Genomic DNA, 13,185 nt, shown 5'->3' with positions numbered 1-13,185 from the left:
TGGATGCCATTAACTTTACGAATCATATTTCTCATCCTGTTAGTGTTACCTGAGCAGGGAAATGCACTGGGATTACTCGATGCATGGGAATTGGCAGTGCATAATGATCCACAATATCGGGCTGCGGGTTATGAGCGGGATGCAGGGCAAGAGGAGGCCGCTTTGGGTTTATCTGGCTTATTACCCTCCTTGCAATACAGCTATGGGGCAAACACCAATTACTCCACTGTGAGTCAGGCCGATAACCGCAGTAACAGTAAGGTAAAACGGGATTACGATAGCTATGTCTCCATGCTGTCTTTGCGGCAACCATTAATTGATTACGGCGCCTATGCCCGCTATCGCCAAGGCATTGCGCGTAAGTTATTCGCAGATCAACGCTATCGTGATAAAAGCCAGGAATTGATCGTCCGGCTGTATCGGGCTTATAGCAGCGCCTTATTAGCTCAGGAAAAAACATCCCTATTAAATGCCCAATTACGTGCTTATGAGGAACAGATCCAACTGAATCGTCGGTTATTGGTTGCCGGAGAGGGCACACAAACAGATATTGATGAAACTGCTGCACGCCTGACGTTGACCCAGGTACAACTTATTGAGCAACAAGATGTGTTGGACAGCCAATTAACCGAGCTGGAAAATATGATAGGTCGATCGGTTAACTTGGCAGAGTTACGGCCATTAACGTTGGACGCTTTGCCACAGAATATCAGCGATGACCGCACACTGGCGCAGTGGCGCGATCTGGCTATTCGCTATAATGCCCGTCTTGCTGGCCAGCGGGAGAATCTAGATGCCAAACATTATGAAATAGAAAACAGTCGTAGCGGTCATCTGCCGACCTTGCAACTGGTGGCCTCCTCCCGTAATTCTCGCTCTGAAGCGGAATATAATTATAACCAGAAATATGATACGCAAAGCATTGGTCTACAGTTGAATGTACCTATTTATGCTGGGGGGAGTATTTCCAGTGCGACTCGGCAGGCAACGGCACACTATCAACAGTCGCAGGCGGAACTCGATCAAGAAACCAGACAGGTATTGGCGGAACTCAAACGCCAGTTCAATCTCACGAGTAGTGGTGCTGCCAAAATACGTGCGTGGCAAATGACGGTAGACTCAGCGCAAAAGGTACTGTTGGCTACCCGTCGCAGTGTACTGGGTGGTGAACGAATCAATCTGGATGTCTTATTGGCTGAGCAGCAACTGTATAACTCGCGGCGGGATTTGGCAGAAGCCAAATACAGTTGGCTCCAATCATGGCTAGAGCTACGCTACAACGCTGGGACTCTGCAAGAAAATGATATTCTGCAATTAGCTGCATGGTTTGAGCCAGGGAAACGCTAAAACGGCTCTGTCGCATTAAGGCGTTATTAGATAATATGCTGTTTTTTGCGATGTTACGTGCATGTTCAGTTAAATAGCTTGGTGATATGTTGAAAAGTGAGTTTAATTAATATCGTTATTTAACAATGTATTAGGTGTTTAATTTTGCGCCTGTAGGTACTTGATTCGCCAGTGGGTTGAAAATTCGTTATTATCCACTCCCACTCTCCATCCGGGCAGCCGATGTCTACGATTATTGATACCTTTATTGCCCCTCCGTGCCATGACAAGATAGAGATTCTCTATCAGGACGATCACCTGGTGCTTATCAATAAACCCGCAGGGCTGCTCAGCCTCTCGGGGAAAAATCCACAAAATCTCGATTCGGTACATCATCGGCTGGTACAGATATTCCCCGGCTGTACCCTGGTCCATCGCCTTGATTTCGGTACTTCCGGGCTAATGGTGATTGCCCGCAATAAGGTTATTAACGCTGCCCTCTGCCAACAGTTCAGTCAGCGCACAGTGACCAAGGTGTACAGCGCACTGCTCTGTGGACATCTGGACGACAACGAAGGGGTGATAGACGCTGCGATTGCCAAAGACCCGGCGCTGTTCCCGCTGATGTCTATTTGTTCAATCCACGGTAAGCCCGCTCGTTCCCACTATCAGGTTGTTGAGCGCTTTTATCATGAGTTGGAAGACAGTACGTTACTGCCATTGACGCGGGTACAGCTAACCCCGGAGACCGGGCGCACCCATCAACTACGCATTCACTGCCAGCAGTTGGGCCACCCTATTTTGGGCTGCGACCTGTATGGCGGTCGCCTGCTGCCAGGTACCGAACGGGCTCCGCGGCTGATGCTGCACGCCAGTGAGTTACATTTTAATCATCCCATTGGCGAAGAGTGGATCAAAGCCCGTAATACCAGCCCGTTCTGAAAGCGAAAGTATCTATAACGATGTCACTGCGAAGGTGCCCGGAGTCGTGCCAAAGTGCATATGGAAATGCTTAATCAAATGACTTTTATCGCCAAACCCGCTATCCGTCGCCGTTAATTAAAACAGCGGCATTAAAAATGAAAATATTATATTTTCTTGTATTCATCCCTTTCGTTGCTTATATCTATAGACGTAATCCAGTCGGATTGATAGCACAAGTGTTGGCAATTGCCCAGAATAACCCTGCGTTTTCCTATGAACTGGCTGGACATAAAATCTTAATGAAAAGCCCTAAGGGGCCTTTCATATATAAGCATCTGCAAGACGTTAATTACCACATCAAATCATCGGGCACTTTAAAATCGGCATACGGATCTTCGCCATCTTGCTCTTCCTGACTAAGCGCACTATTTAATACAATACTGTTCGCATCTCGCTGCGCAATTTTATCGGCTACGCTCGCGGGGATAATAGCGTATTCACTCTCGCTACTGTTATCCACGACCAAACGAGCAATGGCGAGACGGCCACTAATCAACTGAGCTTGAGTAGTCTTATCCACAGTTATTTTTTTAATTAAATTATTATCTGTGAAGTTAAAACCAATATTGCCTTTTGAAATATTGATTCTGTTCATTTCAATGAGCTGTTTCACCTGAGCTTTATACTCTTTAGATAAAGCAGCGTGTTTTTGTTGTTCGCTTAGCTCTTTATCACGCTCAAGTTGTACTTTTTTATTTTCTTCCACAGCCTCTCTTGCCTCACGAGCCTGAACTCGTGATTTTTTAGCTGTTCTTTGGACTTTAGCCATTTTTTTGCTGGTCACTAATCCCGCTTTTAGCATCTGCTCTTGTAAGGTGAGTTTTGTCATTTTCGTCTCTAAACCAATTGAATAATTTGTGGGATTATACCTGTAATTCTTAACGCTGTTCCAGATTACAAAATCTAATCTCTGTGTTGCTTGAGTTTGGCGGGGTCTGGCCATCAGTGCATCAATATGCGTTCACATTCTGCTGCCTCAGTCATCTGGAAGACCCCAAAGCCCAGTAGAGGCATATCAATCCCATTATTCAGTTTTATTGTTTGCATGACGTTACCCTTGAGGGTTGTGCTTGAGATAAGCATAACGCAGAGTGATTTATTTGATAATGGGGTGTAATTAACTAAGATTTATTAGATATATTCATAAATTCAGCCATTATCTGAATAAATGAAGAATATCAGTTCAGGCCAGCTCTGACACTGTGATAAGTCTGAACGAAATCTAAACGTCGGCATTGTGCCAGAGGCGGAAGCTGGAGTGCCAGAGGCCCTCTAAAAATTGATGGTTCGTTTGCAGGGATACTTACAGCCGTACTGGCTCAAGTCGGCTCTCGACCAAGCTATACTGGGGCGGTTCAGCTCAGAATCTGGATGAAATAAAGGATCCAGATGCGGATCCAATACCATTTTGACTTCTTATGTAGCAGGTGAAATGGTCAGTTCCAGTATTCATATTTCGCCGTCATTACGGCGTTATGTTTGTCCACATACTGTTTACCTGTCCGATCAGTTGGGGTGATTATGATATCCATATTGGCGCGTGTGCATTCTCCATGTGAGTTCCACTCCTCGCAGGTGGTCAGATTTTTTTCGATGGTGAAATACGTCTGAGTCTTGCTCAGGGTCAACTCACGGCCCTCGTTATCATAGCCATACTCTTCTATGGTTGAGGGTGATTGGGTTTTGATCAGGCGATGATTGCCATCATAACTATATACAATCGTATTATTATCTATCGCCATACTTCCTTTGCTTGCCGCGCTTGCCAGTAATCCTGATGAATTGAAGTCGTAGTCGATTGTGCCTACTACGGTTTTATCTTTATCTTCCTGTTTTGTGGCCTCGATAACCGAACGATTAACTGCACGGTTGATAATTCCTTTATCGTTAAGCAGGTAAATTCCCTCAAGAGTCTGCCGATATGCCTGCGTGGTTTTCTGACTGTTTTTATCGGCTATGACCCCGTTTGAGTCCACCTGGATGCGCCAGCCAAATTCCGTTTTATTCAACTGAATTTCAGAGGTTGCCGTGAAAACTGCTTTCTGGCCTGTTGAGGTTTTGACCTCCTTCATACGGCCGCCAATTAACTCACCGCATTGACTGAAGTTGCTTTGAACCGATGTGCGAAGATACCCATCAGGACTATCAATAGTGATTGATACAGATTTGGGAATTTCAGTTCTTGTCGGCTGGCTCAGAAGGATGAAGTTGTTCAGTTTGTTTTTAGCGAAGATTTCCGCAGTGCATTGTGCTGCATAAGTCTGAAATGTGCAGAGGGATAAGAGAGTAATTAACAGTTTTTTATTATTGAATGACATTATTTGTTGTCCTCATGAACCGATCAGTTATCCAGATTTGGTTAAGTTGGCGAAGTTTTGTTTCATTGGCTGCTTGTCTGGTTTGACTCACTTGTCAATCAGTGGCTTCACTGTAATCTGGCTACATGCTTTGTACAATAAGGTCCGCTTTTCGCTCACAGTGGACCCCCAGCCCAGTTAATTTGTCCGTTTCGTGCCAGCAGCGGATATAGAGAAAGTTATGGCACGAACCGGATAGATAGCTAAAAGCGCACTATCCGCCGTTGTGGGATACTTACAGTATTAGTACCAGCCATTCATATTACTCAGAGGCTGAAGCGAATCTCTACAGACTGTGTACTGCGCTCTGCCTCTCCATGGTAAACAGCCTCGATGTTGTTACCATCAGGATCGAGCACAAAAGCCGCGTAGTACCCTGGATGGTAGCTTCGTTCGCCAGGCGCTCCATTGTCACGCCCACCATGAGAGAGTGCCGCATGGTAAAAAGCATCCACCACTTCACGGTTCTTGGCCTGAAAAGCCAAATGATGGCGTCCTGTCAGCTCACCTGCAGAGGCTGGACTTTTTACTGACGAAACGACAAGTTCATCTGCCCAGATATAATCGTCGTCTGTACTTATTACAGGGATCTCCAGAACAGATAGTACAACTGTGTAAAAAGCTTTGCTTGTTTCGAAGTTGTTTACTACAAGCTGGATATGGTCGATAAGCCTGCCACGATGTAGCCGATAATTTTCGATGGGAAATTTCCTCAGTCAGTCGCATCGACTGGCATTTATCTATTTTCTAAAAAGAACTGATCCACAATTATACCGTTGATCCTGTATTACTTTTTACTCTTGAGCATATTCGGGGTCAGCGAACTTCCGCTCTTCGCTCAAATCTGCCCGTCAACTTCGTGCCAAGAGTGGACATTGATAATATTACATTGCGTTAAAAATTAGGAAGCAGGTCAACCTCACGAGTGAGGTTGTGTTGGCTCGGCCATTTTTAATAGATTCAGAAATATTCCGTTTCATGATTAGAAATCCAGATGAGGATTGAGCCACGATAGTCGTCATTAGTGGAGGCTATCAACGAGCATTTATCTGCATTACCATCAGCGGTGTAAGCACAACTTTGCTTTACCCGGACAGTTAATCCCCCTCTTTTTGATACACTCTCTAAGTCAAGAAATTGCGCGCTTCCGGATGGGTAAAATATGCGAGTATCCTCTTGATCTTTATAGTTTCTTATACGCACAGGGAGTTGGTTATTGTGATATTCATATCGCTTTACAACTTCGCCCGTGTCTTTGTCCACGATTGTTTCAAGCAACCCACGTACATTATAGCTGAGCACATATTTGCCCTTTTCATTCTCAAGCTCAGTGATTTCGCAAAGTTCATTGATTTTTCCGGTAATACGCAGGCCTTTAAAAGAGGTTAGTGCACCATCTTTGTTTACCAAATGGAACTCTCGGTCATTTGCCTTATCAACCATGTTGATATTAGTAAAGCACCCGCTTTGATCGTATCTAACTTCTGTCATAGCCTGAAGTTTACCGTAAACATCTCGGATCCACTGGATGCTATGTTTTACGTTCCCAGTAGTTGCATCATGCTCGAACAAAAGAGCAGCATTTAAGACCGCCGGTTTGAATTGAGTAAATGCAGCGACATTAAATGATATTGCCAAAAATAATAGACTTAAAAGCACCCTTGCTTTCATTAATCATTCCTTTATCAGTAGGATCGCACTCTAAGGTGACGTGGGACTCAAGTTATCCAATGCTTTGCGAATAGCCACGAATAATCGAGATGCTTCCATGCCACAAGTTAAGCGTCTGTTGTTCGCTCATACACAACAACGGAGAATAATCCAGCCGGAGTTGCTGTTTAACGTACATAGATTCACGCTGCGGCAAAATATTGGCCGTATATCTTTTTTTGATTTCCCTGCTGGCGATATTCACCGCCCGGCTTGTCTGAATAGTAGCGCGTGGTCGTATTGACTCTGCGATAGAGCTTTTTGGCTTTGTTATCCTGATGATTCGCAATGTTATCCATTCTGAGTGGATGCCAATTTAAGTGTAAGCGGGCGCGCCAGAGAAGCGCTCTGTCCTTTTACTTATTGCAGATAGCCCGTTACCAATACAGGCCATCTGCTTCAGCGTGGACCGTCGGGTTCCGATTAATGCTAATTAATCCAGTAGCGGCTTGCGGTTTTCTTTCGCCGGCTCTGGCTTGAGTTTTTCAACGGGAATACTGCACATGGTTTCAGCTATTATCCCAAAAAGAGAGTCTTTCGGGAAGGTTTCCCATTGCCCCACATCCAGCTCCGCATGTATAAGATCGCCTTCCGCAAACGGTTTGGAAAAAAGCGTACGTCCCATAACCGCACGCTGGTTTTTGTCGCAGTTAATAACATCGATTGCCCGGGAACTGGAAACGTAGACGGGTGGGTTTTTTATAATCAGTGTCTGCTCCGCGTAGTTATTGATGAAATAAAACCGGCGCAAGTGGCTGTTACCCTGGTAAGTTGAAATCACCCTGAAATCGACATACGAAGTCACTCTATCATCTGCAAGAATTTTTATTAAACCAGCCGGTGCTTGGGCGGGCACTTGCGGCTGTGGTTTACTGATCCCAGTACACCCCGCCAGCATAAGTAATGCCAGCCATATCAGCTTTTTCATTTCGCTACCCCGCCGGTTAAATCAGGTCGTAATGTCGCGAGCATATCAGGTGTGACATTTCCCTGAACGGAACAGAGCAATAATGTCCCTTCTTTACCTTTGCTGAGCATTAACAGCTTTTCGGTGCTTTCTTTTGCCGGAGCAATACCTGACACCGCTTGCGCATTTTCTCTCCAGGCACTGTTGGGGTCTACTTTAATCATCGCCTGAGAGAGATAATCATCTCCGGCCTTGCCCCAGGTTAAATGATCAAGCTTGGACATGACCTCTTCAGGCGATTCTTTGAAAATCAGCCCCCAGTAATAGTACTTACCATAATTGATTTCATTAAGGTTGCTGGTTTGCAGAAAATATCCCGATAGCGTCAGATTTAATTCATGTAGAGGTTGGGCAAACCAGACGATGCCATTACCGTCAACCGGCGCTTTGAACCAGGCGTGAAATTGCTGGTCAACCGTTAAAGGTGCTACGCGACTGAGTGTGGTTCGCTGATGATAGATTTCACTGAAAAATGTTGTGTCGCAACGCGTCAGGCTTTGCGTCAACGTATTGGCATAAACAGGTAACGTAGCCCCTGTCATTCCTAGCATGAGCACAATGGAGCAGATAATTTTATGCATGTAATATCCATATAATAAAAAAGACGCTATTTTTATCGGCACTCTGCAATGATACTTTACGCTTTCGTCTTTAACTCCCTTATCTGGCATGTTAAAAAAACTGCCCTTGCAGTTATGACCTCCAGCAACCCCTGTTGTGTAGTCCCTTGAGCACGGCACATTCTATGTGCTTTTAATATCTTTGCAGTCGATTAGCCATAGATCTATTATGGTAAATACGACCGACATAGTTTAATGGTTATATCCTATAGCCGTAAAATTAACTTCCGCTCCTCGCTGACTATAGCGTGGATTAAGTGTTGCACTGAAAGCTATCAATCAAAGTAAATACAGTCAGGCATCTTCCCACAGCGGCACCAATTCAACAGGCAACTGTTCCTTATCAAATCCCTCAAACCAGTAAACTGTGCCTTTTTGCCCAACAATCGGCACTTCTCCCCAACCCGGATGAAACAATGCGCGCTCCCAGTCCGGCTTGAGACGACCACGTCGTTTAAGGCGCTCACCATTACATGCAACTGCGCGTATTGAAGGAAAGTTAATAAAGAAACTTAACGGCATTCCTTCTTTTTGTGCACGTCGCAATTGCCGTGAGATCCAGGCTTGGTTACGTTGGCGAAGCTTTTTTTTCATTGGCTACACATCTGCTAAGACAATTGATAAACCGAGTAATGACAGTATGTCTGGTGAGTTTCCAGATGTACTCAGTTACTCTTGCATTTATATCGCTAAATGGCCAGGTCACTATAATTGCCCATAATACCAGCGTTCGCCTGAAAACCACTCATCCGGGTCGTCACCACCATAGTAGTCAAGTGTAATACCTAATTCCTGAACCCCATCTGGAAGAATAAGCCCCCACTCCTGGGCAAGGCTTCGTTCCCTGAGGAGTACCGATGAACCATTTTCAGAATTCCCCTCTGTAATGAAGCTTTGAAAGTATTCCTCTGAACGAAATAAACAGACCTCACTTGTAAACATATCCGGGAGGCAAATTACGGCAGTAATTCGAGGGATATCATCGCAATCTGCTGTGGCGAGCATCAAGTTGGAACAGGCATTGATCATGGCTTGCGCACACTCTGCCTTAACTTTCTGCTTGCTGTATTTTCCTTGAACAAGATTAATTTCTACAGGTATCTTGTAATTCCAGTAATGTTGCTCTTCCGGAAAAATGGCACGAATTGGGTTATGAAAAGTTTCAGACCAACGGTTAAGTGATTTTATACGACGGGGAATGTTTCGTATTTTGGTGCGGTTATCCCTACATAATCGCCTGCTCATATTTTTTAACTTCCTGCTTGTTCAGTTGGCTATAGCGTTGGTCGAAAATAACTTCACTGTAATTTAGCGACATATTTTGCACAAGAATGTCCGCTCTTCGCTCTTAACTGACGACCAGACCTTCTCATTTTCTTCCATCGTTCTCAGTCAATCCAAATCACAGTTGATACGTATCAGTCAGTAAATCCGTGCGGCATCCATAATAATTTCATCGTATTCCCATAGCTCCACGTCAGTAGGAATAAGATGATTAAATTTATTTACGTAATATTGGCACAATGTCTCATCAGATTTCTGCCTTTTATCTTTAAGAACAAACATTATTTTTCGATACTCAGTTGGTACCAAATAGAAATAAAACATTGCTTCATTCCATACCGTTAATTTGGCACTTGGTACATTATTTCCTGTTGTCCAACGATGAGATTTACACTCAACTAATATTTTTTGTTCGGAGCAGCCTAAATCAAATCGATGAGATTTCTTAATACTATCTATTCCCACCATTACTTTATAATTTCTTTTCAAGAAAATATCTTGTCCTTTAAAAAATAATTGGACTTTAAATTCAAAATCATGACCGACGTGTGCGTTCGATACAGAACCAATGCGTTGAAATCCTTTTTCCATCAGATATTAATCCTGTAATAGTATTTTTATTCAACGTATGTTACACGAAAACTGAGTTAAAACATTGAGCTCAATGTAAGAATGGAATAATGCACCTGAGAACAGAGGTAAGTAAAAACAAAGCATAAACCTTATAATCTGCTTGTTGTGGTCTTTTAGTCTTGATTGCATTAGATAAGTGCCTTCCGAAGACGTTGACGGTCCGCACTTCGCTCATGAGGGACAACCATACTCAAATCTCCCACATTGCAGGGGATTTGAGTATGAACACGTCACCGTGGAACAAAGACCGTATCTGTCCCAGATAATCGCTTTCTGTTCGGGCGTGAAGTTAATACGCGTTCTTCGTTTCATGGCAACGTCCTCCTTCGATTAAGGATAGCGTTGCATCCATCGGTTGAACTCACAGCGATGAGCGGACGTAACGTCATCGTTCGGCATTAAGGCTGGTGAGCGTATTCATTTCAGCAAGCAACCAGCGTTCAAAACTTTCTAGCGCAGCCTCATTGATTCCCGTTTCCGTCGGTTTTACTAAACAGAATTTTTTGCTCAGGCAGTCCGAGGCTGGCCAGGGCGAAACAAGCATGCCGCAACTCAATTCATTCTCGACATACATACGCGGAACCAATGCTACGCCTTGTCCCGCGATGACGGCAGCGATGGACATTTCATGAAGATCGTACCGCACACCCTGAGCCGGATTATCGAGGCGTATTCCACTTTCCCGGGCATAGTGATGCCATGCATCAGGATTCTGTCGACGGTGAATGCGCGGAAGTTCGTTTAACTGTCGATTGACGTCATTATTTGTTAACAGTGCGGGATTGCAAACAGGCAGCAGAATCTCCTGAAACAGAAATTGCATACGCATACCTGCCCATGCGGAATGTTCAAAATGAATGACCGCGTCAAAGCCACTTCCAGGCAAAATGAACGGATCCGTTCTCGCCGCAATATTTAACGTTATGTCCGGGAACAAAGAGTTAAAGCCGCTCAGGCGGGGAATAAGCCAACGGCTGGAAAAGGTCGGCAGGACGGCGATATCCAGACTCTTACTGCCCTCAGGCATTCCCATTATGTACTGCGTATCTCTTTCGAGCCGATCGAGCGTTTCACGCACGTGATGTGCATAGCGTGCGCCGACAGGGTTAAGCTTTACCCGGCTTCCCATACGGTCAAACAGTTTACAGTTCAGCAACGCTTCAAGACGCGCGATCTGACGGCTAATCGCCCCTTCGGTTAACGATAACTCCTCTGCGGCCCGGGCAAAATTACCGTGCCTTGCGGCGGCATCAAAAGCCTGCAGGGACGCACTACTGGGTATTTTTCTGCGCATTCCACCTGTTCCTTGCTCTGTGCCTACAACGTGCTTTCATTGACTTAATATCACTAATCCGTGACATATTATCGTTTTTAAGCGGCATAACCAGCCTGTAGCATGATGAAAAATCATTGAGCGAATATATTTGCTCGCGTTTATAACTCATGTGAGATGGGCTGATGTTTTATACCGTGGAATGCTCGTATAACAATCCTGAAAGCGAGGCAGAATGGAATGCCTTTTACAGCCAACAAAAACTACCCGCATTGATATCTGTTGCTGGCTTCACTACCTCTCAACGCTTTCGCGCCGTCAAATCCGGCTGCCCTGTTTACCTTGCCATTCATACGATTAATGATGCGGATATTCTCAGCAGTGAGGATTACCGTTTAAAAGGAGGCGGTAACTTCTCTCGTTGGCAGGTCTGCATTACTGACTGGCATCGTAACCTCTATGAAGGTGAAGGCCTTGCTCCAGCCATCTCTTCCGATGAAATTCTGCTATTGAGCGCAAAGCCAATAGACTTTTTAGAGACAGAACTGGGATATCGGGGTCTGGAAATGCATGCGGTGGGGCTGGATAAATCCCCTGACTATCGCGTTGTATATGTCTTGCCTATTGAGATGGCCTCGCTGTTTACAGATATGTCGGGTGTGTATCTCTATGAGCCTCTGACTCCGCAGTTGCAGAGTGCTGAAAAAGGAAAGCCATAACATCATGCCTAATCTGACTTTTTATATTTCTGAAAATCACTCTGACAAGTTTAAAAGCCTTGGTGATTTTACCCATAAATGCAGCGCCCTCTGCTGTGACATCCTTGGCGCAGAACCCAAAAACGTTCATATCATTTTTGTCGATGTAAAGCCGGGATGCGGGCAACCAGTCTATGCCGAGCTCTTTTATCGTCTGACAACATTGCGAACCCATGAAGTGATGGAGAACTTTATGCGTGAACTGGATTTTGCCACTCAACAGGCCTCTGGTCTGATGACCCGTATTCGCTGTTTTGGCTCCCCAGCAGAACACCTATTCGCCCGCAACTAACCTCGAGGTAGTGATGAGCCATCCCCTTCCGTTCCGTCAGATTGGCGATTTTCAGGTAACTGTGCTGAGTGACGGCAATATGTCAGCGAGTCTGGATTTGCTGTCAGGCATTGAAAAAGCTGATGCGGACGTTATTCAATGCCGTGCCGGAATCGGTGAGCCCGGCGATATCCATATAAACTGTTACCTTATCCGCGGTCTGGGTCGGATCATTTTGGTTGACGCTGGTACAGGCCCGCTGAATAACATGGCGGGACAACTCAACGCAAACCTTGCCGCAGCGGGTGTTAGCCCTGACGACGTCGATACTGTTTTATTGACGCACTGCCATCCGGATCATATTGGAGGCCTGCTGGATTCTGAAAAACAGCCCGTTTTTAAACATGCTGAAATTATTCTTCATCCTCTCGAAGCGCAACACTGGCAGGATGATGAAAAACTCAACATAGCGAATGAGCGCGGGCAACGTAATTTTTGGCTGGTCCGCCAAACCTTAGACGCTTATGCCCAGAAGGTGCGTTTTTTTAACGGCGACAAAATAGCAGAAGGTATTCTGCCGGTATGGCTACCGGGTCATACGCCTGGGCATACCGGTTTTCGCATCGATGCGGATGATAAATGCTTATTAATATGGGGAGACATTGTCCATTATCCTCATATTCAGTCAGCGCAACCGGCTGTTTCTATTTTATTCGACACCGACCCCGCTCAGGCCGAGGAAACAAGAAAGAAAATAATGGAAAAAGCTGTCAGCGAAAAACTGATCATTGCCGGCATGCACTTAAGTCAGGCTGGGTTTGCCAGCGTTCTCAGGGAGGATAGTGGATACCGCATTTCCTACTCTGAAAAATGAATGGGTAGGCCTGACTGGGTTGTTATTGATTAGCACCGTTCAAGGTCATCAGTGTCCGTTTCACACCCTGAGGCATTCAACAAGTTTTTTATGGCATAAGTAAGGGCGATTTTCGTTCTTCCAGTGCC

General features: G+C 45.1%; 15 protein-coding genes and 1 pseudogene. 5 read left to right on the top strand and 11 right to left on the bottom strand.

All coding sequences use genetic code 11. The features are described 5' to 3' along the window. Positions 1–3: 3 nt before the first annotated feature. Both A6J67_RS19555 and A6J67_RS19550 read left to right on the top strand, forming a co-directional pair. Positions 4–1,347, top strand: coding sequence for a TolC family outer membrane protein (locus A6J67_RS19555; RefSeq protein ID WP_050297883.1), 1,344 nt, complete (start codon positions 4–6; stop codon positions 1,345–1,347). Positions 1,348–1,569: 222 nt separating this feature from the next. Then, complete coding sequence (locus A6J67_RS19550) at positions 1,570–2,268, top strand: RluA family pseudouridine synthase (RefSeq protein ID WP_005182593.1); 699 nt, start codon at positions 1,570–1,572, stop codon at positions 2,266–2,268. A 331-nt stretch (positions 2,269–2,599) separates the two neighbouring features. On the opposite strand, the gene A6J67_RS19535 is transcribed toward A6J67_RS19550, so the two are convergent. The 11 genes and pseudogenes from A6J67_RS19535 to A6J67_RS19480 form a co-directional block, all read right to left on the bottom strand. Then, positions 2,600–3,139 carry a DUF2058 domain-containing protein gene (locus A6J67_RS19535; RefSeq protein ID WP_005182598.1) on the bottom strand — a complete coding sequence of 180 codons (540 nt, stop codon included), beginning with the start codon at positions 3,137–3,139 and terminating at the stop codon, positions 2,600–2,602. 119 nt (positions 3,140–3,258) lie between these two features. Continuing rightward, positions 3,259–3,357: pseudogene (locus A6J67_RS19530) on the bottom strand (2,5-didehydrogluconate reductase); the annotation flags it as partial. A 389-nt stretch (positions 3,358–3,746) separates the two neighbouring features. Then, the gene (locus A6J67_RS19525; RefSeq protein WP_050297330.1) at positions 3,747–4,628 is read right to left on the bottom strand and encodes a hypothetical protein; all 882 of its coding nucleotides are present in this window, start codon (positions 4,626–4,628) and stop codon (positions 3,747–3,749) included. Positions 4,629–4,933: 305 nt separating this feature from the next. Next, the gene (locus A6J67_RS19520) at positions 4,934–5,368 is read right to left on the bottom strand and encodes a VOC family protein (protein WP_032905710.1); all 435 of its coding nucleotides are present in this window, start codon (positions 5,366–5,368) and stop codon (positions 4,934–4,936) included. 259 nt (positions 5,369–5,627) lie between these two features. Continuing rightward, positions 5,628–6,338, bottom strand: coding sequence for a YnfC family lipoprotein (locus tag A6J67_RS19515; RefSeq protein WP_050089654.1), 711 nt, complete (start codon positions 6,336–6,338; stop codon positions 5,628–5,630). Positions 6,339–6,810: 472 nt separating this feature from the next. Then, on the bottom strand, positions 6,811–7,305 hold the full coding sequence (locus A6J67_RS19510; protein ID WP_226714027.1) for a surface-adhesin E family protein: 495 nt from the start codon (positions 7,303–7,305) through the stop codon (positions 6,811–6,813). Continuing rightward, on the bottom strand, positions 7,302–7,925 hold the full coding sequence (locus A6J67_RS19505) for a hypothetical protein (protein ID WP_050089656.1): 624 nt from the start codon (positions 7,923–7,925) through the stop codon (positions 7,302–7,304). Before A6J67_RS19505 ends, A6J67_RS19510 begins: the two co-directional genes overlap by 4 nt. 333 nt (positions 7,926–8,258) lie before the next feature. Then, positions 8,259–8,558 (bottom strand): hypothetical protein, encoded by a 300-nt coding sequence (locus tag A6J67_RS19500; protein WP_049598759.1) that lies wholly within the window; start codon positions 8,556–8,558, stop codon positions 8,259–8,261. Positions 8,559–8,669: 111 nt separating this feature from the next. Then, entirely contained in the window at positions 8,670–9,209 is a 540-nt protein-coding gene (locus tag A6J67_RS19495; RefSeq protein ID WP_080608327.1) for a DUF3916 domain-containing protein, read from the bottom strand. Positions 9,210–9,386: 177 nt separating this feature from the next. Next, positions 9,387–9,839: a hypothetical protein gene (locus A6J67_RS19490; protein ID WP_050089666.1), complete on the bottom strand. Its 453-nt coding sequence runs from the start codon at positions 9,837–9,839 to the stop codon at positions 9,387–9,389. A 427-nt stretch (positions 9,840–10,266) separates the two neighbouring features. After that, a complete protein-coding gene (locus tag A6J67_RS19480; RefSeq protein WP_042569359.1) occupies positions 10,267–11,175 on the bottom strand; it encodes a LysR substrate-binding domain-containing protein in 909 nt (302 codons plus the stop codon). Between the two features lie 164 nt (positions 11,176–11,339). Here A6J67_RS19480 and A6J67_RS19475 point away from each other — a divergent pair, with 164 nt between their 5' ends. Genes A6J67_RS19475 through A6J67_RS19465 form a run of 3 tightly spaced genes read left to right on the top strand, consistent with a single transcriptional unit; the run spans position 11,340 to position 13,057 of the window. After that, complete coding sequence (locus A6J67_RS19475) at positions 11,340–11,873, top strand: sugar ABC transporter (RefSeq protein WP_080608326.1); 534 nt, start codon at positions 11,340–11,342, stop codon at positions 11,871–11,873. A 4-nt stretch (positions 11,874–11,877) separates the two neighbouring features. Further along, the gene (locus A6J67_RS19470; protein WP_005182622.1) at positions 11,878–12,204 is read left to right on the top strand and encodes a hypothetical protein; all 327 of its coding nucleotides are present in this window, start codon (positions 11,878–11,880) and stop codon (positions 12,202–12,204) included. Positions 12,205–12,217: 13 nt separating this feature from the next. Further along, entirely contained in the window at positions 12,218–13,057 is an 840-nt protein-coding gene (locus tag A6J67_RS19465; RefSeq protein ID WP_032905713.1) for an MBL fold metallo-hydrolase, read from the top strand. Positions 13,058–13,185: the final 128 nt, after the last annotated feature.

The sequence above is a fragment of the Yersinia sp. FDAARGOS_228 genome (genome assembly GCF_002073315.2).
GTDB lineage: Bacteria > Pseudomonadota > Gammaproteobacteria > Enterobacterales > Enterobacteriaceae > Yersinia > Yersinia intermedia.
This window is presented reverse-complemented; position numbering and strand designations above follow the sequence as displayed.